Raw genomic sequence first — 20,616 nt, 5'->3', positions numbered from 1 at the left:
CCGGGGTCCCGAAACTGCTCAAAAACCACCATAATAAATCAGCAAGAATCGGCATAAAATTATATAAAGGACCCACAAAGATCCTTTTCCAGCTCACAATCGTGCCGCAAACTTCGGATTAAGAAGTTATGGATTGGAAAGCTACGGATTAAGAAGTAATTAATTGGATACTGGACATCACGAATTAGAATCACAAATTAGAATCACGGATTAGATTACCAGGACCGAAATTATCAGTATTGGAACCTGCAAGCCCCCGGAATTCAGAAATGCAAAATCCCGCTTACGACCCTATTTCGGAAAAAGACCTGCCTTATAAGATTATCCCATTCTACTGGAGGAAATTACAACTTGAGTCAGCCCTGTGTTAATATCGGCATGGTAGGCCATGTCGACCATGGAAAAACCACGCTTGTTAAAGCCTTATCAGGCGTGTGGACGGATACGCATAGTGAAGAAGTAAAACGAGGAATTTCGATCAGGCTGGGGTATGCGGACTCCACTTTCATGAAATGCCCGAAATGCCCGCTCCCGCAGGGTTACACGGTAGAAAAGACCTGCCCGAACTGCGGAGAGAAAACGGAAGTGCACAGGACCGTATCCTTTGTCGATGCTCCCGGGCACGAGACCCTGATGGCAACCATGCTTTCCGGAGCTGCTATCATGGACGGCGCGGTGCTTGTTATTGCCGCAAACGAAGAATGCCCCCAGCCCCAGACAAAGGAACACCTGATGGCTCTGGACATCATGGGTATGGAAAACATTGTGATCGTCCAGAACAAAATCGACCTGGTCTCAAAGGAAGAGATGATCGAGCACTACCACCAGATCAAGGAATTCGTCAAGGGCACGGTTGCTGAAAATGCGCCCATCATTCCGATTTCTGCCCAGCAGAACATAAACATCGATGTCCTGATCGAAACCCTCGAAGAGCAGATCCCGACTCCGGTCCACAAGGTGGACATGCCTGCCCACATGCTTATTGCACGGTCCTTTGACATCAACAGGCCGGGGACTTCCATAGACGAGATCCGCGGAGGAGTTATCGGAGGCACCCTGACCGAAGGCGTGCTGCACCCGGGAGACGAACTGGAAATCAGGCCAGGGCTCAAGATCACCACTGAAGGTAGCACGAAATGGGTCCCCATCCTTACCACGGTCTCATCCATCCATGCAGGAGCGACCAGGGTGGAAGAAGCAACCCCCGGAGGCCTGCTGGCAGTGGGAACCCTTCTGGACCCGACCCTGACCAAGGGCGACTCCCTTACCGGACAGGTCGCAGGCGCGCCCGGGACCCTGCCCGAGACCAGGCACCAGTTTGTCATGGAACTGCACCTGCTCGAAAGGGTCGTTGGAGTGACCAGGGAAGAAAAGATCAATGAAATCAAGACCAGTGAACCCCTCATGCTCAACATAGGGACCGCCACAACCGTGGGAGTGGTCACAAGCGCCCGGAAAAATGAAGCCCAGGTAGCACTCAAGCGCCCGGTAAGTGCAGCAACCGGGGCAAGGGTTGCCATCAGCAGGAGAATCGATTCCCGCTGGAGGCTTATCGGGGTAGGGGTAATCAAGAGTTGAAGGTCATAATCGATACTAACGGGTTCATGATCCCTGTCCAGTTCGGAGTGGATATCTTCGAAGAACTGAAAAGGCTAGGGTTTGACGAATTTCTCGTACCGGAAGCGGTTGTATTTGAAATTGAAAAGCTCATAAAGCGGGAAAAAGGTTCGGACAAAATGGCCGCAAAGGTCGCCAGGTCCATGCTGGACAGGTGCAAACGCATAAATGTCAGAGGGCCTGCAGACGACATAATCCTGAAGCTTGCGGAAGAAATGGAAGCGGCGGTCCTGACCAACGATATAAGGTTAAAGCACAGGCTTGCTGAAAAGGGGATCCAGGTAGTATCTCTGCGTCAGAAAAACAGGCTGGACCTAGCCTGAAACCCCACCGGGGATTCCTGCAGAGTCGCAATAGATTGTGTTTACGGGTGATTAACAGATGTATAAGATGATGAAACTCGTTGATACGGTCCGCATCCCTCCCACCCTGCTCGGGGAAGATGTGGTGCCCACCGTAAAAAACGCGTTAAGGGAAAAACTTGAGGGGCAGGTTGACAAGAAACTGGGCGCCCTCGTCGCAGTTTGCAAGATCGACGAGATCGGGGAAGGGCATATCCTCGTAGGAGACGGGGCCGTATATTATGACGTGACATTTGAGGCAGTCATGTTTGTACCCGAACTTCAGGAAATCATCGAAGGCGAAGTCGTAGAAGCCGTTGGCTTCGGGGTCTTCATAGGGCTCGGGCCCATGGACGGGCTCCTCCACGTCAGCCAGATCACAGATGACTTCATTTCATATGATGCCAAGAACGCAAGGCTTGTCACCAAAGGCGGGGGTAAGGCCATCTCCGAAGGAGACCATGTGCGGGCCCGGATTGTTGCTGTAAGCATCAATGAGAGAGAACCGAAAGACAGCAAGATCGGGCTTACCATGCGCCAGACTGCCCTTGGGAAACTGCAGTGGCTCGAAGAAGCCCGCAAGAAAAAACAGCCGCATGAAGCTGCAGCCGAAGAGGCTGCCTGAAAAGGAAATTAAACCGGAAAAGAAGAGGATTTGCCATGGCGGAAAGAGTTTGCAGGCACTGTTTAAGGATCCTTGAAGGGCCCTCCTGCCCGATCTGCGGAACTTCGGACCTTGCGGAAGAATGGAGTGGGCTTGTGATTATCCTTGACCCGGAACGCTCGGAAATAGCAAAAAAGCTCGGGGTAGACATCTCGGATAAATTTGCTCTGAAGGTGCGCTGAGTTGAGTGTTCACATCGAACTTCCAAGAGAACTTCGCCCACTTATGAAAAAGCCCCTTGGCACACTCTACACGGGGACGGGCAGGGACACCATAGAGAAGTTTGCCGGAAAGCTCGCAAACCCCACAAAACTTATATCCGTGGGGGATGTTACTACCTTCCACCTGCTCGAAGCCGGGATTGTTCCGGACCTCTGTATCGTGGACAACCGGACCAAAAGGAAACCGGTTTCCGAAGACGTGTCAACCCGGAATAAAGACGGTCTCTACACTGAAGTTTCGGTGGACAACCCTGCAGGAATTATCACCGATGAGTTGATCAAAGCCCTTTCCGGGGCATTTGAATCCAGTACCCCTCTCAGGATCCTTGTCCGGGGAGAAGAAGACCTGGCAACCCTTCCAGTGATCATTATGGCTCCCCTGGGAGCGGTGGTCCTGTACGGGCAGCCCGATGAGGGCGTGGTCTTTGTTGAGGTCACTGAAAAGAAAAAGGAAGAAATCAGGGTCCTTTTCGAAAAGCTTATCGGCCAAAATCAAAATAATGAATTGAATAAGTTACGGAGAATTTTAGATGGACATACGGATTCTTAAAGACAAAAATAACGTACTTTTAAACAGAAGGGAACTGGATTTCATTGTGAAATATGAAGGTTCGACCCCTTCCAGAAGTGATGTCAGGAACAAGCTCGCAGCCCTGTTAAACGCCCCCCTTGAACTGCTGGTCGTCCAGAGGGTCGTCACCGAATACGGTATGCAGGAAGCAAAAGGCTATGCAAAGCTCTATTCAGACGCACAGCGCATGAAGCAGATCGAAAACGAATACGTCCTGAAGAGAAACCCCGCCCCCGGCGAAGAAGCTGAGGAAGAAGCAGAGTAAAGCCTGAGGTGTATGAAAATGGCAGTTAAAGATTACTACAAGGTCGAGGGCGATTCCGTAACGAGACTTAAACAGTTCTGTCCCAGGTGCGGACCCGGCACATTCCTTGCCGAACACAAGAACCGCCTTTCCTGCGGAAAGTGCGGCTACACCGAATTCAAGAAATAACCCGTTTTGCGAATTCATCAAACTTATTTTCCAACCGGCCTGCAGGGGTTTCCTGCGGGCTTTTTTACCTATTTTCAGCTCTTTTTCATAGTTATTTTGAAGTTCAGTCATTTTAAGCCGGATTCAAACCGCATTTAAACCGGATTTTTACTTCAGTATCCGGACTTCCGGGTTTCTATGATTTTGCAGAACCCCATACTCTCACCCTGACTTTCCGCAGATGTTCTTGAAAAAATAACATTTTTCCTGCTATCGCTTTTGAATAATTGCTCAAAAATCTACAATAATTATCTCAACTGAATCCCCGGGAAGCTGGATTTGGAAACCTTCAATGAAGGTACGAGGTCGAAAAGTGTGGGACATTTCAAAAACAAACGTTTGAATAACCAAGGCAATTTTCAGAAAAACCGATAGCGGAAAAAATGACGAAAATTGAAAATACATCTGCGGAAAGTGGGCTCACCGGTCGTGCCTGCACGACCGGCCTTTTCATAGAAATACATCGGAAAAAGCTTGAAAATGTAGCAGGCTCAACTCGATGCCCGGAAGATTTACCCCCAGCAAACGGAAAACCGTTTATGTCTGGAATATTATATTTACATCGTACCGGCAAAGACCTGCAGTGAAGAGAAAGCTGTCAGGCAAGGAGCGGGGTAAAACAATGTCTGAGAAAAACTCAAGGGTAAAAATCATCAGAATAAAGGACATGCACATAGAGAAACTAAAAATAAAGGGTCTGGGGCCAAGACCTTTGATAATAAAGGACCTTACCTTAAAGGATGTCAGGCTGATAATCAGGCTGCCGGCAGAAAAAGAAAATTAAAAAAATTCCTCAGAACACTCCAGCAAAACCTGTGGGTTCACTTCCGAAGGCTAACTTCTCAATAGATAACTTCTCAATAGATAACTTCTCAATAGATAACTTCTCAATAGATAACTTCTCAATAGATAACTTCTCAATAGATAACTTCTCAATAGATAACTTCTCAATAGATAACTCCTCGAAAACTAACCTTCTGAATACCACATTTTTGAAGACCATTCTTTTGAACATACATTTATTAGTTTCATGAATATGCTTTTGTAGAAAACTGGCCGAGTATCCGGAATCAGTAACTCTCTTTTGCACCCATATTTATACCTGCGAGCATATATAATTTGATGTAAATTTTTTTAACCGCAGATTCCAGAGGCCACATGTACTCCCTCTATGCCAGAGCCCTGTACAGTAAAGCCATTGCTCTTTTTTCCCTGAAAAAATATGCCGAAGCCGAGAAACACTTTGAAGAAGCTGTGGAAGAATTCAATACCGTGCTTGAAATAAACCCGGAAGATGCCCAGGCATGGTACTATAAAGGCAACGCCCTGAGTTACCTGAACAGGCCCGAAGAGGCACTGAAAGCTTTTGAAAAAGTGCTTGCCCTTGAGCCGGAAAATATGGAGGCCCTGTACTGTAAAGGGCTTGCCCTTGGCTACCTGAAACGGGCAGAAGAAGCCGTTGAGGCCTTCGGAAAAGTCCTCGAAAAAAAAGAAAAGGATGCCGGGACCTGGCACTACCTGGGACTTGCCTTCCACCAGCTTGGGCAATATGAGAAGGCGCTTTCGGCTTTCGAGAAGGCCCTTGAACTGAATTCCAGAAACCCGGGAGCCCTGTACTATAGCGGGCTTGCCCTGTACTCCCTCGGGAAAAGCAAAAAAGCAGAAGAAGCCTTTGAAAAAGCCCTGGAACTGGAACCGGGGCATGCGGGGGCCTGGGAGGGGAAAGCAAAGGTTTACCTGAGCCTGGGAGAGTTGGAAAAGGCCCTGAGGGCTTATGAAAAGGCCCTTGAGCTGAACCCCGGTTTTTCACCTGCCTGGGCCGGAAAAGGAAAGGTACTGGGAGAGCTAGGGAAACCCGAAGAAGCCCTGGAAACCTTTGAAAAGGCCCTTGCCCTTGAACCCGAAAACGCAGGCTACTGGAGCGAAAAGGGCAGAGTGCTCGGAAAAATGGGAAAATATGAAGAGGCCCAGGAAGCCTTTGAAACTGCCCTTGAGCTTGACAGTTCCCTCCCCGAGGCCCGGCGCAGCCTCGGGAGTGTACTCCTAGCCCTTGCCAGGTATGAAGAAGCGGCCGGTTCTTATAAAAAAACCCTGGAATACGAAGCAGGGGACGCGAGGCTTTGGAAGGGGCTCGGAAATGCCCTTACGGGCCTCCGGAAATATGCCGAAGCCCTGAAGGCTTACGAAAAAGCCCTGGAACTGGAACCGGAAGATTCCGGGACCTTAAGCGGCATCGGAGCCGTGTATTATGAGTCAGGGGAATACGAAAAAGCCCTTGAGGCTTTTGAGAAAGCCCTTGCCCTTGAACCCGAAAATGCCTTCGCCTGGAACGGGAAGGGAAATGCGTGCTGCGAACTCGGGAAGTTTAAGGAAGCCCTGGAAGCTTACGAAACGCTCCTGAGGCTTGACCACGGGAGCCTTCCTGCCCGCTACAACAGGGGAGTTGCCCTTTCCCGGCTTAAACGCCAAAAAAGAGAATATGAGGAAGCCCTTGAAAACCGGCTCCAGATTGCTTTTAAGAAATACCTGGAACTCTCAGGGACGGCCCCGGAAGAAACCATTGATGCCGAAGAGTGGAGATACAGGGGGCTTGCCCTTGCTGCACTCGGGAATTATAAGGAATCCCTGAAAGCCTTTGAGAGTGCATTGAGGCTTGGACAGGGAGACCTTTCTTCCGAGCTGTACAGGGGGCTTGTCCTCATGTACCTCAAAAGATATGAAGAAGCGCTTGAGGCCTTCGAAGCCGCCGAAAAAACCGCAAGCATAGGGATTTCAAGCCAGGCCGGAAGAAAGGCCCTGTTCAAAGTGCTCTGGTGCACTAGAGGCTTTGCCCTTGATGCACTCGGCCTTTACGGAGAAGCCCTGGAAGCCTTCGAACATGCCCGGAAGCTTTCGGGAAACGGAGAGACCTCCTGCCTTGGAAAAGGCATTGTCTTTGCCCACATGGGAGAATGGGAAAAAGCAAGGAAAGCCTTTGGCCGGGTTCTTTCTTCAGATCCGGAAAATATCCCGGCATTGGCCCTGAAAGCCTTTGCCCTCATCCGGATGCAGGAATTCGACAAAGCTGCTGAAACCCTGGAGAAAATTGCAGTCCCGGACACTGAACATGACCTGCTCTCCTGCCTTCAGGGATTTGCCTACTCCAGGCTGGGCAGGTATGAAAGGGCAGTAGAGGCTTACAGGAAAGCCGTTGAGGCAAACCCGAAAAACTTCCATGCCAGAAACGGGCTTGCAGAACTGTATTTCAAACTTGGGAACAGCAGGGGAGCCCTCAAAGAGGTGGAAGCTTCAATAGCCGAAAACCACGAGAATGCTTTTTCGAGGAGCCTGAAAGGCAGGATAGAGCTTGAAGAGCAAGCCTTTGAAGATGCCCTGGAGTCTTTTGGAAAAGCCCTTGCCCTGGACACCGCAGACCCGAAACTCCTGCTCTGGGACGCCTACGCCAGGTACCTCTACGCCGATGTATCCTTCGGGCCGGAAAACCCGCGCTTCAGGCACATGCTTCTCGCTGCAATCGGAAAACTTGAAAAAACCGTCCTTTCCGGGGAAGCTGAATACATAGAATTTAGCGAAGACAAAGAACTCAAATCCCTGTGCCTCTATTTCCTGGGTTTTTTTCACTGGAAAATCCGGTACTTCCACAAAGCTGCAGAAAGGCTCGAAGAAGCCCTGAAACTCGGACCCTCGCAGGAAATAAAAAAGCCTGCAGCCCTGCTCCTTGAAAGCCTCCGCTCAGGCCCCCTGAAGCCTTCCCTGTGGGAATGGTGGCTTGCTTCGAAAAAACACGGCCTGCTCAAAAAAGCAGTTTTTGCAGCCCTCGCCGTCCTTATCTTCAGCCTGCTGCTTTCCCACCCCGCAGCCTCCACCCTCCCGTTCGTATCCTGGCTGGCAGCACCTGCACAGGCTTTTTTCTCCCGCTTTACACCCTTTGGGGCAGTTTCGGTTTCCTGGGCACATTACGGCAGGGAATATGTAATTTTCATTCTGTTTTTGCTCCTTATCCTGCTCTTTCCGGGACTTAGGGCAGCCAGAAAAGGGACTGGAGAGCTCGAACTTGAAACCCTTACCCCGCCTCCTCCGGAGTTCGAGGTGCCTGCATCCCTGCTTGACGAATTTAAAGAGAGGCTTGAAAAGGACCTGCTCTCTCCCGAACTGATGGAGGAACGCATAGAAAAACTGGAGAAATTTTGATCGCTTCGGATAAAACAAAAAAACCACGAGTAAAAACTAAAAACAGCGAGTAAAGCAAACGTATATAAGCCGGCCCCTGCATTATCGAAGGCAGTGACACCAAGCAGAGGAGACGTACTGGAAGGAGGCCGGAAGCCTTGAAAAACACATTTATCCTTGGAATCGAGGGCACTGCCTGGAACCTGAGTGCCGCAATCGTAAACGAAACCGAGATTATCGCTGAGGTCACAGAGACCTACAAACCCGAAAAGGGAGGGATCCATCCACGGGAAGCTGCCCAGCACCACGCAAAGTACGCTGCAAGCGTAATCAAAAAGCTTCTTGAGGAAGCAAAAGAGAAAGGAGTCGAGCCCTCGGACATTGATGGCATAGCCTTTTCCCAGGGGCCTGGCCTCGGGCCCTGCCTCAGGACCGTTGCAACGGCAGCCCGGATGCTTTCTCTCTCCCTTGGAGCCCCCCTCATCGGAGTCAACCACTGCATAGCCCACATCGAGATAGGGATCTGGAGGACCCCGGCAAAGGACCCGGTTGTCCTCTACGTGAGCGGGGCAAATTCCCAGGTCCTTTCCTACATGGGAGGGAAATACAGGGTCTTTGGGGAAACACTGGACATCGGGCTTGGAAACGCCCTTGACAAGTTTGCGCGGGGAGCAGGACTGCCCCATCCCGGGGGACCGAAAATCGAAGCCTGTGCAAAGGACGCAAAACACTACATCCCTCTTCCCTATGTTGTCAAGGGAATGGACCTCTCCTTTTCCGGGCTTTCCACTGCATCCAGCGAGGCCCTGAAAAAAGCCACACTTGAAGACGTCTGCTACTCCTACCAGGAAACGGCCTTTGCAATGGTTGTGGAAGTGGCCGAACGCGCCCTTGCCCACACCGGGAAAAAGGAAGTGCTGCTTGCCGGAGGCGTAGGGGCAAACACCAGGCTCCGGGAGATGTTAAACGACATGTGCGAAGCCCGCGGTGCAAAGTTCTACGTGCCCGAAAAGCGTTTCATGGGGGACAACGGGACCATGATCGCCTACACCGGGCTTCTCATGTATAAGTCGGGGAATGTCCTCTCCCTCGAAGAGTCCAGGGTGAACCCCAGTTTCAGGACTGACGACGTGGAAGTGACCTGGATCCGGGAAGAAGAGATGAAGAGAGTCCCGGAAATCACCCCCGAGGCATTCCTGAAAATCCCATCCGGGGAGATGCTGGACAGCGGGGCCGAAGCCGTCGTCTACCTCGAAGAAGGGCCCGAAGGGAAGAAGGTGCTCATCAAGGAAAGGGTCCCGAAAGTTTACCGGTTAAAGGAAATTGACGAAGGGATCAGGAAAGAAAGGAACAGGACCGAAGCCCGCCTGATCTCAGAAGCCCGGCGTGCCGGGGTCCCTACTCCGATAATTTACGATGTAGAGGATTTCAAGCTCAAGATGCAGTATATCGAAGGGGCTCCCATAAAATACCTTATCAATCCCGAGCTTTCCGAGAAGGTTGGAGAACTTGTAGGAAAACTACACAGCGCAGGAATCGTACACGGAGACCTGACCACCTCAAACCTCCTGCTCGCAGGCGACAAGCTTTACCTCATAGACTTCGGGCTTTCCTACTTTGAAAAAAGCCTGGAAGCCAGGGGCGTGGACGTCCATGTGCTCTTCCAGACTTTTGAAAGCACCCACAGGGACCACGAAGCCCTTATCGAAGCTTTCAACAAAGGATACGGAAGTACTTTTATAGGTGCAGGGGATGTACTGAAGCGAGTTGAAGAGATTAAAAAGAGGGCTCGCTATGCGTAAAATAGTCTTTGTTACGGGTAATAAGGGCAAATTTGCCGAGGTCAGGGACATCCTTTCAGCCCGGGGAATCGAGGTTATCCAGGAAAAAAACGGCTACCCCGAACTCCAGGAAGAGGAACTGGAACCGATTGCGGCTTACGGGGCGCAGTACGTTTCAAATAAACTAAATATGCCGGTGATGGTGGACGACTCCGGCATTTTCATAAAGGCCTTAAACGGCTTTCCGGGCCCTTACTCCCGCTATGTGGAGGACAACCTGGGAAACCTTAAAGTGCTCAAACTTCTGGAAGGAGAGAAAGACAGGGCAGCATATTTCAAAACCGTTATCGGATACTGTGAACCGGGAAAAGAGCCCCTGGTGTTTCCGGGAGTCGTGGAAGGAAAAATAGCATACGAAGAGCGTGGGACCGGCGGCTTTGGGTATGACCCCATCTTTGAGTACCACGGCAAAACCTTCGGGGAACTGGGAGACGCCGAGAAGAACAAGATTTCTCACAGGCGCAGGGCCATCGACAAGTTTCTGGAATGGCTTGACAGCCAGAGCCTGGAAAACTGAAATGCCAGTTATCCAGTTCTCTCAGTTTTTCTTTCAGTCTTTTTCTTCAACTTTTTTTCTTCAAGTTTTTTAATTAAGTTATTAATATACCCGCTCTTTTTTCCAGTTTCTTCTCATTTATTTTCCGGTTTCCCTGGGAGTTTCATCTTCAAGTTTGCGGCTGAGCATGTCAAGAGCTAAACTGAGCTGGTTAAGGCCCATTTTCAGGGCAACCATGATGATCTGGTTGTTCGAAGCATGGCGGAACTGCCTCTTTATCGTAAAGAGGTCCATTATGCACTGCTGGTCAAGCACAAGGGGGGCTTCCAAAAGTTCTTTAGAAGTTGGTATTTTCTCCGCGGCCGCAGATTTTCTGGGCTCTTCTTTCCGGTCTTCCTCCGGTTTTGCCCCGACTGCAGCTTCGGGCATCTGCCCCTGGTAATGTTCCATCTGCTGAAGACAGAAAGTCAGGCAAACGTTTTTTAAGAATTCTTCCACCTCCATATCGTTCAGGGCAGCATACTTTTTGAGATCCTTAAGCTGCTCATCCGAAAAAGGGATGCAGAGCAGGTTTTCGTCACATTCCTCGTTTATTCCAAGCCCTCCATATCTTGATCCTTTAATTTATTTATTTATTTATTTATTTATTTATTTAGCTTCCAAAAATTTCTTAGTATTTCAAGCTTTCCTTCTTTCCTTCTTTAATACTTATCTGTCCTTTATCCTTCAACTTTTCCTTTTGCGCATTTATATACAGAAAATAGTTATATAGAAGAGAAAGAGGGAACTGGGCTAAAATTTTTTTACCTGAGACCACATATTCTTCAGGAGATGAAACGTTTCTTCTCCGACACCCGGGCCGCAGACACGATTCCCCTTAAACTGGTAGTTTACATGGGGCTTCTTGCCGCTGTTTTGCTGCTCCTGGCCCAGGCCTGGCAGGGCGCATCGCCCCTGCTGGAGGAAGCGGAGGTCAAAGCCCAGGTAGAAGACGCCGCTCTTTCCCTTCGCTCGATCCAGGGTGGGTACGCGCGGGAACTTGAAGACAGCCGCAGTCCAGAAGGAAGCATGTGCACCCTTACTTTCTCCCTCCCACCCTCGGTCAGCTACCTGAGTTTCGGGGTTGACCCTGACCCTGACTGCAACGGGAACTTCAGCGACTCGGAATGGACCCTGGAAAACAATACCCTGATTTACCAGTATAAAAACGGGATCAAAAACCGGATTCTTATGGAGGGAGAAACTGTTCGCTTTGCTGCAGGTTTTCCGGACAAAGATGGGAAGTGGGCCCCTGCAAAAAACCCGGGAAACAATGAAACGTCTCCGGCCCCTGAAGCAGAAGGAGTTGTGATCGAATACCCGGTTTCAGGCGAATTCGTCTTCGAACTGGTTTATGAAGACGGAAAAAGGTATACAATGTCTCATTTCTGAAAACCGGAGATGAAATTCATAGGTAGGAAATCAGCACGGCCCGGGCCGGAGCCCCGTCACAGCCTTCGATTTTCAGAGGGAGGCAGATAAAAAAGTAAATCCCGGCCTCCACCGAACTGAGATCCAGGCACTCAACAATATTAATTCGGTTTGAAAGCAGTGTCCTGTGGGCAGGAAGGGGTTCCGAAGCGAGGCTGTCCACTGAAAAATTGTCGATTCCGACGGTCCTGAAACCTTTTTTAACGATCAGGGCCGCTCCGCTTTCATCGAGGTAAGCGGAGTCCTCAAACCCCTCTTCAGCCTCCGGCATTCCATCCCGGGGGCCTGCGGCCTTCAAGCCCTTTTCTCCCCTAAAAAGCCGGCCTTTTGTTTTCAGGAGGAGGACTTTTGCACACCCGAAAACAGCTGCTTTTTCAAATTCGGCTTTGAGAATCTCTTCTTTCAGTGCACCTTTCACAGAAGATAAGTCGAGTACCAGGGCCTCCCCCACCAGGCCTTCGAGCTCCAGTTTATCAACCGCCAGCCCGTTCTGCAGGACGTGGGAAGGAGCATCAACATGGGTACCTGTATGGCTCCCGAAACTGAGCCTGGACACTGCACACCCCTCCTTTTCAAGGGTGCAGACTTTTTCTACGAAAGGCACCGGGTCTCCGGGAAAGACCCGGGTAGAGGGAGAAAGGGGGACGGTAATATCAATGATTTTTCTCCTGATCGGCATGTTTTCCAGGCTTGGCACCTCACTTCAGGTCTCATTCTAATTCCAGGTTTCAGCGAAATCAAGTTTCAGCTAATTTCAGTTCTCATTCCATATAGATGATTGACCTGTTGGTACACTCATCAATACACTTCATGCAAAGGGTACATTTTCCCTGGTCGATTTTTGCAAGTTCGTTTTCCTCGTAGATAGCATCCGAAGGGCAAACGTTTTTGCATTTCCCGCATCTTTTGCAGCCAAAGACCACGACGTATCCACTTTTCTCGGACATTATAACTGAGCATTAGGGCCTGATACATATATTAGTTTCTGATTCCGGCGGATAGAATCCCCTTTTCCGCGGGTCTCCTTACAGGGGGAAAAAAGGGTTTAAAAACATGCCAGAAAACAAGCCTTATATAAGAAAAAAGAATATGCAAGCACAGGCATGGAAAAATACATGGAAGACGAAACCGGCTCATTTTACAATTACCTCTCTGAAGGCTGCAAGCTCTGCCAGGAGGGCGCAAAGATGGTGCTCTTTGTAACAGGCCTCTGCCCGAAAAGCTGTTTTTACTGCCCCCTTTCCGACGAAAGGCGGGGAAAAGACGTGGTCTTCGCAAACGAAAGGCCTGTAGAAAGCGATTCTGACGTGCTGGAAGAAGCGGAGCTTATGGATGCCCTGGGGACAGGGATCACAGGCGGAGAACCCCTGCTGAAAACCGAGAGAGTCCTGCATTACATCCGGCTTTTGAAATCTGCTTTCGGAAGCGAACACCACATCCACCTTTACACCTCCCTGGCCCCTGAAAGGGAAAAACTTAAAAAACTCGCGGATGCAGGCCTGGACGAGATCCGTTTCCACCCTCCACAGGAGAGCTGGGAAGCCCTGAAACAAAGCCCCTATGCTGAAGCTATCCGGAATGCAAAGGATCTGGGAATCGAAACAGGAATAGAGATACCGGCCCTTAGAGGTGCGGAAAAGGCAGCCTCATTCGCAGAGGAAACAGGGATTTTCCTGAATCTTAACGAGCTTGAGTTCTCCGATAATAATTCCAGAGCCCTCCTTGGCCGCGGCCTCTCCCTTGAATCCGACAGCTCAAACGCTGCAGCCGGATCCCGGGAATACGCAAAAGCCGCCTTATGCTCCGGAAAAAAAGTGCACTTCTGTTCTTCAACCTACAAGGATGCCGTCCAGCTCAGAAAAAGGCTCCAGAGAATTGCAAAGAATACGGCAAGGGAATTTGATGAAATCACGGAAGATGGTACTCTCATGTATGGCGTGATTGAGGGAGGAGACCAGGAACTTGTAAAAAAGGTCCTGCAGGAGGCAGAGGTCCCTGAAGAGCTCTTTGAAGCAAAAAATGGAAAAATCGAAATAGCCTGGTGGGTGCTTGAGGAGTTAAAGGGAGTGCTGAAAGAAGAACTGAAAAACGAACTGAAAATGAAAAAGGAAGAAGAAGAAGTTCTGAAGGAAGAGATGAAGGTGTGCGAAGCCAGACTTTCCATAATCGAGCGGTATCCTTTTGAGGGCGGGATGCTTGTCGAAATTATCCCTCTTTAAAAACAAGCGCCTTAATATTACTATTTTCCTGCCAGAATAGCTTCCAAATTGTACATTTTAATTGTTTATAAAATAATTTATTATTTTTGAAAGAAGTTATATATAGAATCATTTTACTCTCTTTATTAAGCTCATATTTGCACCATATTTCCGGCCTTTTTGAAGGCCTTTTGCAAGCCTTATGCAGCCCTGAGAATCAGGTAAGGGGTACCTGGCAGGGAGATAAGGATATCAGGCAGGGGTATCTGGCGAACCAATTCAATTGGCAGCCAGCATGGGGGAATTAGATGCTTGTAAGCATAGTATCACAGAATGTTATTCAATGCGGTACGGTTTCAATGACAACTTCTCCGGGAATGCCGGAATATGGATATATATCGACGATCGGCCTGATCTTACTCTTTTCTTTTAGGGAAGTTATATCTACATCAAAATTATGGGACAAGACTCTGGAAACTTCATTAGATATGGGGATTATTCCACTTTTATACACTTTACTTGCAGTTGTTGTTTTTAAAATGACAGAATATTTGTAATTCGTTTGCATGCAGGTAATACGTTTTAATTTATGACTTCTTTTAATTTATTATGGAGGAAAGTACCGGTGTTTGGAAGGTGCTTTCATTTGTTTTTGCCTGTTATTCAAAGAATTTCAAATACGTTTATTCATATTAGATTCGAGTAAGTATCCAAAAAGAAGGGTATCCTGATTCTTGAGCTTCTTATAGTTGGGCTCCCCCAACATCAACAATCAAACTTTTGTTAGCTCTTAGCGTAAAAAAGATTTTTGCAGATTTTTAGCTTGAGTGCCCCGACTATTTTCTTCAATATTGCCTTTCGTTTCCTTTTTTGGAGACAGCAACTAAATAATGGGAGTTTTCACCATTACTTCTTGATATTTATATTATTAGGCAACATTTTTCGGAAACATTGTTTCCAAAATTATTTATTTTTCCAAATAGTATATCCAATTCAGCCATAACTTTGAGAACAAGATAAGTGAGCAGATTTTAGCTGAAGTTTGCAGGATAAATAATTAGGGGATTATTAGCGCAAATTCGAAGTTGTATCTGGACTTATCTTCCAGAAGCTGAAATTATTTAGGCATCATGTACTGCTTAAGTTAAGCCTTGTCAGTGGAGCATGAATTTATCGGGGGATGCTTCACCTAAGGTTACTGTGATACTTCAGATTCCTGAGAAGGAAGTTGCCATAGGGACAGCTGTTATCGTGGGGACGGCTTTGATGCTCGCAAAAAAGGATGTGGGGCTGGCAATCATTTTGGATGTATTGTAATACGAACAAAGTGTCTGTCAAGATCCGAGTTCTGTTCCCAGGCTGCTGTAGACAACAGAACCTGCAAGAAAAGCGATCGAAACTTACACAAAGCGTGTTACCAGCTAATAGCTTGCCTCCGAAACAGCAAATCGAATCCTTCCAATGGACCTGTCGATCAGCTCCAGAGATAGCGATCCGGGAGCGAGAAACCGATTATAACGTCTGCTGGATGGAACTGCAAAACCTGCAAATACAAAACCTGCAGGAGAGAAAATGATGAGAATGATACCGGGATATGATACCGGGATGAACGTGGATGAAAGTTGAGAAATCACAGGACGGAGGAAGTGAAACGCTTTACAACGCCACAAAAATTCGCTATGGTGCCTCTGACGATTGCCATTGAAAATTGTGATTTCATAATCAATAAGTTCCTCCAACTCTGTAAGGCAGATCGACATTATACGCCGGATAAGGGACATGGGCCAGAATATCAGCCATCACTCCGAGACTTTAAGCAAGATCGGCAGAGATCCCGAAGAGGCCATCGGCCTATTCCGATAAAATAGGGAAGATTTCACAAAGAGCTGCAAGCTGAGAACGATCCGCATTTACGAATTGTACAGGGTCTATGTTATTCAGTGGGTCTTGCAGTCAATTTTGAGACAAAAATTGATGAAACTCAGTTGTGAGAACAAGAGTATGCTCTCCAAGTATTGCTGGAAAGGGTCTATGTTATTCAGGGATCTTGCAGTCAATTTCGGGAAAAAGATTTTGATGAAACGCCGTAGCGGGAATCAGAGTATGCTAAGTATGAGAAATAGTAGTTTATCAATTACAGTTGACCTTGAAGACTGGTACCATATACCATCTGTTTGTGGGTCCAGTTTTTCTGTTTATAAAGATGTAAACGAGTTTTTTGAAAAATGGAACAAAAGATACGATTACTTGAGTGAGCCGACAAGAAAAATACTGGATATTCTTGATGAATTTAACATAACTGCTACGTTTTTTGTTGTTGCGGATGTTGCAGATCATTACCCGGGACTCATAGAATTGGTTTCCGAAAGAGGGCATGAAATTGCATGCCATGGTGCGGACCACGCATGCTGTATCGATCCAAGGACAAAAGAACCTTTGACGAGCATTGAAGAATTTGAGGCAACCACCCTGAAGGCAAAGAAAATACTTGAAAGGATTTCCGGGCAGGAAGTAATTGGATACCGGGCTCCTAATGCATTCGTTGCAGGATGGATGCTTGATTCACTCGAAAAAATTGGATTCAAGTACGATTCATCAGTGACTGTAAATTCTCTGTATAATAAATCAGGCTCTCCTCTTAAAGGTGTTTCTTCTATCCCTTATTACCCAGCTCCAGGTAGTCTGGAACCAACTAAAAACAGGAATTTTGTTGAGTTTCCATGGGCATATTATGATATGGGGATCAAGATCCCGACTTCAGGTGGACCAATGCTGAGGTTTTTAGGTTCTCATCTAATATATAAAGGGCTGAAGCAGAGTTTGAGTAGAGGCCATACGATTTTTTATTTTCATCCAATTGATATTTCTACTGAAAAATTTCCTGCTATTGGGAATGGGAGACCTTTATACTGGATTCTAAAAGGGAAAATCGTTGAAAAAAGGATCCGTTATGTGTTGAAAAATTTAGACAATGTAGACAAAATTCCCCTAAGGGATCTGTTAGGTAATGATTATGGAATTCGAGATTAAACTATTGAGACCAAGAGATGAAAAAAAATGGGAAGACTTTGTCACGAGAAATGATAGCACCACGTTTTATCACCAGATTGGGTGGAAGAAGGTCATCCAGGAGACCTATGACCATGAACCGTACTATTTATTTGCGGAAGATGATGAGGGAGACATAGTTGGCATTTTACCGCTATTTTATATGACCAGTATATTTTTTGGAAGACGGCTTGTATCTGTTCCGTTTGCTCCTTATGGAGGCGTTTGTGCTGTTGATGAGCTTATCGGGAAAGCACTAAATGATGAGGCAATTGATATTGGAAATAAACTGGGAGTAGATTATTGTGAGTTTCGAAGTTTCAAAAATAATAATCATGGAAACCTCATCTTCACAAGAAACTACTCTACTTTTCTTTTAGATGTTTCCGGAGGGCATGATCAAATATGGAACAAAATGAACAGAAATGTTAGAAATAGAATAAGAAAAGGAAAAAAAAGTGATTTAAAACACGAAGTTGATTCAAGCTTAGATGGGGTCTCAAAATTCTACGAGATATATTCGTGGAGTATGAAGCGTCTGGGCACCCCTATCCATGATCAGGAATTTTTTAAAAGCATACTTAAGCATTTCCCTGATAAGACCCTTATTACCAGAGCAAATTTAGGTGACCTCCCGATAGCTGCTTTCTATCTCCTTACATTCAAAGATGTTTTGATTACAGCATGGGGAGCATCCCTGCCTGACTTTTTAAATTATGCTCCTAATGATTTCATGTACTGGAATTGTGTGGAATACGCATCTGAGAATAATATGTTATGGGTTGATTTTGGAAGAAGTCTGGTTAATTCCGGGAACCATGTATTTAAATCTCGTTGGGGTTGTACCGAATTTCCATTAAATTACTGTTATTATCCCCCGACAAAGATCCCAAAACCACCCCAGGATGAATACAGGAAACATGCAAAGATATGGAGTAGATTACCCTTAACATGGACAACCCGAATCGGGCCGAATATCAGGAGGGAGGTGCCGTGATGTATTATATACGTAAATCCCTCACCGAGAATAAAAGTAATAAAGAGTTAAAGTCGCAAATTTAGGACATGTTGCTATAGCATTGATATTGAACGGGACAGGTTAGGAGTCATGCAATGATCTCAATTTCTCAAGCGCCCATTTATCCACAGGAAATTTTGAAAACCGCTTTCACATATTTAACGAATAATTCAACGGGCTGTGCAACATTTCGAGATGAAATCTCTAATTATCTGAATTGCAGGTATGTGAATCTTACAAGTTCCGGTTTTTCCGGGTTGTATACCATACTGAAAGCATGTGATTTAAAAAAAGGTGATGAGGTAATTATTCCTGCATACACCTGTGAAGATATCCCTAGACTTGTTAATGAGATGGGTTTTAAGCTCAAATTTGTTGACATCGAGCCATACACATACAATATAGATCCAGACAACCTTCGTGACAAAATATCAAGTAACACTAAGGTTGTGATTGCAGCCCACATGTTCGGTTATCCTTGCTCCATAGATGAGATCACAGAAATTTCCCATGAGCATGGAGCCTTTGTGATTGAGGACGCTTGCCAGTCATTTGGTGCTGAATTTAAAGGGAAGAAAGTCGGTACTTTTGGAGATGCCGGATTATTCAGTTTGAATATGGGAAAACCAATCACTACGATTCATGGTGGCATTGTTTGTACCAATAACAGAGAGGTTTCATATAAGATATCTGCAATCAATGATACTTTTAAAAAATATGGGATAATACATCAAACAAAAACATTTGCGTACATGATCGGATATTCTCTTTGCAACGTTAACTTTTTTTACTCATCAGTATATAGAATAATGGGGAATAAAAATCTGGGGGAAACACGTTCAACCACATATTCTGAGGTCCAGGGATTAACGTATAAGTATACAGAATTTCAGGCTACTCTGGGCTTACAGCAGCTTTCCAAGTTAGACGTTTATAATAATGCAAGGATTAAAAATGCCAGTTATCTGATGAATAATTTAGACCGGAATGGCTTGTTGTTTCCAGAAGTACCTGAGCATATGAAACCGACCTTTTCACGTTTTCCAATATACTTTGAAAATATAGATAGAGAGGATCGAAAGAACCTGATAAATGCTTTCGTAAGGTCGGGGATAGAAGTAACTCCATACATTACATCCTCACTTCCACAACTGTTCAACGAGAAATCCCCAGACTACACGATAGCTGAAAAAATGGCAAATAAAACCTTGACCATCCCCACTCATCCAAATATTAACAAAAGAAATCTTGACAAAATCATCGATCTACTAAATCATTGGCCTCACTTATGAAATTCAAGAATATCAATATTTGTCAAATATACAAAATTAAATGGGGATATTTTTATGAAAATTCTAGTTGATATTGGTCATCCGGCACATGTTCATTTTCTTAAAAATTTCATATGGGAAATGCAAAAGCGTGGTCACAGAATATATATAAACACTATTGATAAGGATGTCACAATAGATCTTTTGAATAGATATAATTTGAAATATGAAGTTTATGGAAAAAGTGCCAAGGACTTATTGGGGTATGCAAACCTGCTAATTAAAGGGGATTTGAAAACTTACAAAACACAAAGAAAATATGATATAGATATAATCGTTGGCATCGGAAACATATTTGGTGCACACATTTCAAAAATCACAAAAGCAAAATCAATTACTTTTACAGACACAGAACATGCAAAATTAACTAACATGATTACAACTCCATTTACAAATGTGGTTCTTACTCCTTCGTGTTTTAAAAAGGATTTTGGAAAAAAACAAATCCGGTATAATGGCTACCATGAACTAGCATATTTACATCCAAATTACTTTACACCTAATCCCGAAGTTCTAAGTGAATTAGGGTTACATGAGGATGATACTTTCATAATTTTGAGATTTGTATCCTGGAGTGCAGCTCATGATATTGGTCATCATGGAATACAAAACAAAATTGAGTTTGTAAAAGAGCTTGAGAAGTATGGGAAGGTATTAATTACTTCTGAAAGTAAATTGGATGATGCACTTGATAAATATCGTATTAAAACTTCACCAGACAAGTTACATGATTTACTTTATTATGCCAGTTTATATGTCGGGGATGGAGGAACAACAGCAGTTGAAGGTGCCATTCTGGGTACTCCCTCTATTTACGTTTCATCTCTTGTCGGGACAATGGGCAATTTCATAGAGCTCGAAGAGAAATATGGATTGGTATTAAATTACAATGATTCTGATGAAGCCCTCAAAAAAGCAATCGAACTGGTCAAAAATCCAAATTCCAAGAGTGATTGGGGTAAAAAGAGAGAGGGGCTGATAAGAGACAAAATTGATGTTACTTCCTTTATGGTAGAATTTGTGGAGAATTATTTGACTTATGGGAGGGGGCCATGAGCTTGAATAAAAGTATGTTGCTTTGTGTGCATCAGCTAGATAATATGATTTTCGATCCAGCATACAAAAAACGGATCAGGTCTCATTAAAATCCTGCCTTGA

Annotated in this window: 22 protein-coding genes; 18 read left to right on the top strand and 4 right to left on the bottom strand. The window is 46.0% G+C overall.

The window, feature by feature from the left end; all coding sequences use genetic code 11:
- Positions 1–351: 351 nt before the first annotated feature.
- The 8 genes from FTO70_RS06245 to FTO70_RS06210 all read left to right on the top strand — a co-directional run bounded on the left by FTO70_RS06245 (position 352) and on the right by FTO70_RS06210 (position 4,670).
- Positions 352–1,578 carry a translation initiation factor IF-2 subunit gamma gene (locus tag FTO70_RS06245; RefSeq protein ID WP_255334880.1) on the top strand — a complete coding sequence of 409 codons (1,227 nt, stop codon included), beginning with the start codon at positions 352–354 and terminating at the stop codon, positions 1,576–1,578.
- A complete protein-coding gene (locus tag FTO70_RS06240) occupies positions 1,575–1,940 on the top strand; it encodes a PIN domain-containing protein (protein WP_255334879.1) in 366 nt (121 codons plus the stop codon). The genes FTO70_RS06245 and FTO70_RS06240 overlap by 4 nt, the downstream gene beginning before the upstream one ends.
- A gap of 58 nt (positions 1,941–1,998) precedes the next feature.
- Positions 1,999–2,583: a DNA-directed RNA polymerase gene (locus FTO70_RS06235; RefSeq protein ID WP_255334878.1), complete on the top strand. Its 585-nt coding sequence runs from the start codon at positions 1,999–2,001 to the stop codon at positions 2,581–2,583.
- A gap of 35 nt (positions 2,584–2,618) precedes the next feature.
- A complete protein-coding gene (gene spt4, locus FTO70_RS06230; RefSeq protein ID WP_255334877.1) occupies positions 2,619–2,804 on the top strand; it encodes a transcription elongation factor subunit Spt4 in 186 nt (61 codons plus the stop codon).
- 1 nt (position 2,805) lies between these two features.
- Positions 2,806–3,393, top strand: coding sequence for a GTP-dependent dephospho-CoA kinase family protein (locus FTO70_RS06225; RefSeq protein ID WP_255334876.1), 588 nt, complete (start codon positions 2,806–2,808; stop codon positions 3,391–3,393).
- Positions 3,374–3,679: a 30S ribosomal protein S24e gene (locus FTO70_RS06220; RefSeq protein ID WP_255334875.1), complete on the top strand. Its 306-nt coding sequence runs from the start codon at positions 3,374–3,376 to the stop codon at positions 3,677–3,679. Before FTO70_RS06225 ends, FTO70_RS06220 begins: the two co-directional genes overlap by 20 nt.
- An 18-nt stretch (positions 3,680–3,697) precedes the next feature.
- Positions 3,698–3,847, top strand: coding sequence for a 30S ribosomal protein S27ae (locus FTO70_RS06215; RefSeq protein WP_255334874.1), 150 nt, complete (start codon positions 3,698–3,700; stop codon positions 3,845–3,847).
- Between the two features lie 661 nt (positions 3,848–4,508).
- Complete coding sequence (locus FTO70_RS06210; RefSeq protein WP_255334873.1) at positions 4,509–4,670, top strand: hypothetical protein; 162 nt, start codon at positions 4,509–4,511, stop codon at positions 4,668–4,670.
- 9 nt (positions 4,671–4,679) lie between these two features.
- Here the strand turns inward: FTO70_RS06210 and FTO70_RS06205 are convergent, their stop codons facing one another.
- Complete coding sequence (locus FTO70_RS06205) at positions 4,680–4,901, bottom strand: hypothetical protein (RefSeq protein WP_255334872.1); 222 nt, start codon at positions 4,899–4,901, stop codon at positions 4,680–4,682.
- Positions 4,902–5,044: 143 nt separating this feature from the next.
- Here FTO70_RS06205 and FTO70_RS06200 point away from each other — a divergent pair, with 143 nt between their 5' ends.
- The 3 genes from FTO70_RS06200 to FTO70_RS06190 all read left to right on the top strand — a co-directional run bounded on the left by FTO70_RS06200 (position 5,045) and on the right by FTO70_RS06190 (position 10,414).
- A complete protein-coding gene (locus FTO70_RS06200) occupies positions 5,045–8,077 on the top strand; it encodes a tetratricopeptide repeat protein (RefSeq protein ID WP_255334871.1) in 3,033 nt (1,010 codons plus the stop codon).
- Between the two features lie 137 nt (positions 8,078–8,214).
- Positions 8,215–9,858 (top strand): bifunctional N(6)-L-threonylcarbamoyladenine synthase/serine/threonine protein kinase, encoded by a 1,644-nt coding sequence (locus tag FTO70_RS06195; RefSeq protein ID WP_255334870.1) that lies wholly within the window; start codon positions 8,215–8,217, stop codon positions 9,856–9,858.
- The gene (locus FTO70_RS06190) at positions 9,851–10,414 is read left to right on the top strand and encodes an XTP/dITP diphosphatase (RefSeq protein WP_255334869.1); all 564 of its coding nucleotides are present in this window, start codon (positions 9,851–9,853) and stop codon (positions 10,412–10,414) included. Before FTO70_RS06195 ends, FTO70_RS06190 begins: the two co-directional genes overlap by 8 nt.
- Before the next feature lie 117 nt (positions 10,415–10,531).
- Here the strand turns inward: FTO70_RS06190 and FTO70_RS06185 are convergent, their stop codons facing one another.
- Positions 10,532–10,843 (bottom strand): hypothetical protein, encoded by a 312-nt coding sequence (locus tag FTO70_RS06185; protein ID WP_255334868.1) that lies wholly within the window; start codon positions 10,841–10,843, stop codon positions 10,532–10,534.
- 381 nt (positions 10,844–11,224) lie between these two features.
- Between FTO70_RS06185 and FTO70_RS06180 the strand changes: the two genes are divergently transcribed.
- Positions 11,225–11,824: a hypothetical protein gene (locus FTO70_RS06180; protein WP_255334867.1), complete on the top strand. Its 600-nt coding sequence runs from the start codon at positions 11,225–11,227 to the stop codon at positions 11,822–11,824.
- 16 nt (positions 11,825–11,840) lie between these two features.
- Here FTO70_RS06180 and FTO70_RS06175 read toward each other — a convergent pair whose 3' ends face one another.
- Together FTO70_RS06175 and FTO70_RS06170 are read right to left on the bottom strand one after the other, a co-directional pair.
- Positions 11,841–12,560 (bottom strand): cyclase family protein, encoded by a 720-nt coding sequence (locus FTO70_RS06175; RefSeq protein WP_255334866.1) that lies wholly within the window; start codon positions 12,558–12,560, stop codon positions 11,841–11,843.
- 64 nt (positions 12,561–12,624) lie between these two features.
- Positions 12,625–12,810, bottom strand: coding sequence for a 4Fe-4S binding protein (locus FTO70_RS06170; protein ID WP_255334865.1), 186 nt, complete (start codon positions 12,808–12,810; stop codon positions 12,625–12,627).
- A 156-nt stretch (positions 12,811–12,966) separates the two neighbouring features.
- Here FTO70_RS06170 and FTO70_RS06165 point away from each other — a divergent pair, with 156 nt between their 5' ends.
- The 6 genes from FTO70_RS06165 (at position 12,967) to FTO70_RS06140 (ending at position 20,514) form a co-directional block, all read left to right on the top strand.
- Positions 12,967–14,082 carry a radical SAM protein gene (locus FTO70_RS06165; protein ID WP_255334864.1) on the top strand — a complete coding sequence of 372 codons (1,116 nt, stop codon included), beginning with the start codon at positions 12,967–12,969 and terminating at the stop codon, positions 14,080–14,082.
- A 287-nt stretch (positions 14,083–14,369) separates the two neighbouring features.
- Positions 14,370–14,618 (top strand): hypothetical protein, encoded by a 249-nt coding sequence (locus FTO70_RS06160; protein WP_255334863.1) that lies wholly within the window; start codon positions 14,370–14,372, stop codon positions 14,616–14,618.
- 1,444 nt (positions 14,619–16,062) lie between these two features.
- The gene (locus tag FTO70_RS06155) at positions 16,063–17,091 is read left to right on the top strand and encodes a polysaccharide deacetylase family protein (protein ID WP_255334862.1); all 1,029 of its coding nucleotides are present in this window, start codon (positions 16,063–16,065) and stop codon (positions 17,089–17,091) included.
- Positions 17,075–18,106 (top strand): FemAB family XrtA/PEP-CTERM system-associated protein, encoded by a 1,032-nt coding sequence (locus FTO70_RS06150; protein ID WP_255334861.1) that lies wholly within the window; start codon positions 17,075–17,077, stop codon positions 18,104–18,106. The genes FTO70_RS06155 and FTO70_RS06150 overlap by 17 nt, the downstream gene beginning before the upstream one ends.
- Positions 18,107–18,222: 116 nt before the next feature.
- Entirely contained in the window at positions 18,223–19,419 is a 1,197-nt protein-coding gene (locus tag FTO70_RS06145) for an aminotransferase class V-fold PLP-dependent enzyme (protein ID WP_255334860.1), read from the top strand.
- A gap of 54 nt (positions 19,420–19,473) precedes the next feature.
- Positions 19,474–20,514 carry a DUF354 domain-containing protein gene (locus tag FTO70_RS06140; protein ID WP_255334859.1) on the top strand — a complete coding sequence of 347 codons (1,041 nt, stop codon included), beginning with the start codon at positions 19,474–19,476 and terminating at the stop codon, positions 20,512–20,514.
- Positions 20,515–20,616: the final 102 nt, after the last annotated feature.

This window comes from Methanosarcina sp. KYL-1 (assembly GCF_024372725.1).
Classification (GTDB): domain Archaea; phylum Halobacteriota; class Methanosarcinia; order Methanosarcinales; family Methanosarcinaceae; genus Methanosarcina.
The sequence above is the reverse complement of the archived record's forward strand: the minus strand, read 5'-3'. Positions and strand labels throughout refer to the sequence as shown.

Coding starts and splice junctions, on each gene's coding strand:
- FTO70_RS06180 (WP_255334867.1), top strand. CDS start 11,225: ATGAAACGTTTCTTCTCCGACACCCGGGCCGCAGACACGATTCCCCTT.
- FTO70_RS06210 (WP_255334873.1), top strand. CDS start 4,509: ATGTCTGAGAAAAACTCAAGGGTAAAAATCATCAGAATAAAGGACATG.
- FTO70_RS06165 (WP_255334864.1), top strand. CDS start 12,967: ATGGAAAAATACATGGAAGACGAAACCGGCTCATTTTACAATTACCTC.
- FTO70_RS06160 (WP_255334863.1), top strand. CDS start 14,370: ATGCTTGTAAGCATAGTATCACAGAATGTTATTCAATGCGGTACGGTT.
- FTO70_RS06235 (WP_255334878.1), top strand. CDS start 1,999: ATGTATAAGATGATGAAACTCGTTGATACGGTCCGCATCCCTCCCACC.
- FTO70_RS06205 (WP_255334872.1), bottom strand. CDS start 4,901: ATGTTCAAAAGAATGGTCTTCAAAAATGTGGTATTCAGAAGGTTAGTT.
- FTO70_RS06185 (WP_255334868.1), bottom strand. CDS start 10,843: ATGGAACATTACCAGGGGCAGATGCCCGAAGCTGCAGTCGGGGCAAAA.
- FTO70_RS06170 (WP_255334865.1), bottom strand. CDS start 12,810: ATGTCCGAGAAAAGTGGATACGTCGTGGTCTTTGGCTGCAAAAGATGC.
- FTO70_RS06140 (WP_255334859.1), top strand. CDS start 19,474: ATGAAAATTCTAGTTGATATTGGTCATCCGGCACATGTTCATTTTCTT.
- FTO70_RS06155 (WP_255334862.1), top strand. CDS start 16,063: ATGCTCTCCAAGTATTGCTGGAAAGGGTCTATGTTATTCAGGGATCTT.
- FTO70_RS06145 (WP_255334860.1), top strand. CDS start 18,223: ATGATCTCAATTTCTCAAGCGCCCATTTATCCACAGGAAATTTTGAAA.
- FTO70_RS06190 (WP_255334869.1), top strand. CDS start 9,851: ATGCGTAAAATAGTCTTTGTTACGGGTAATAAGGGCAAATTTGCCGAG.
- FTO70_RS06150 (WP_255334861.1), top strand. CDS start 17,075: ATGGAATTCGAGATTAAACTATTGAGACCAAGAGATGAAAAAAAATGG.
- FTO70_RS06220 (WP_255334875.1), top strand. CDS start 3,374: ATGGACATACGGATTCTTAAAGACAAAAATAACGTACTTTTAAACAGA.
- spt4 (WP_255334877.1), top strand. CDS start 2,619: ATGGCGGAAAGAGTTTGCAGGCACTGTTTAAGGATCCTTGAAGGGCCC.
- FTO70_RS06215 (WP_255334874.1), top strand. CDS start 3,698: ATGGCAGTTAAAGATTACTACAAGGTCGAGGGCGATTCCGTAACGAGA.
- FTO70_RS06200 (WP_255334871.1), top strand. CDS start 5,045: ATGTACTCCCTCTATGCCAGAGCCCTGTACAGTAAAGCCATTGCTCTT.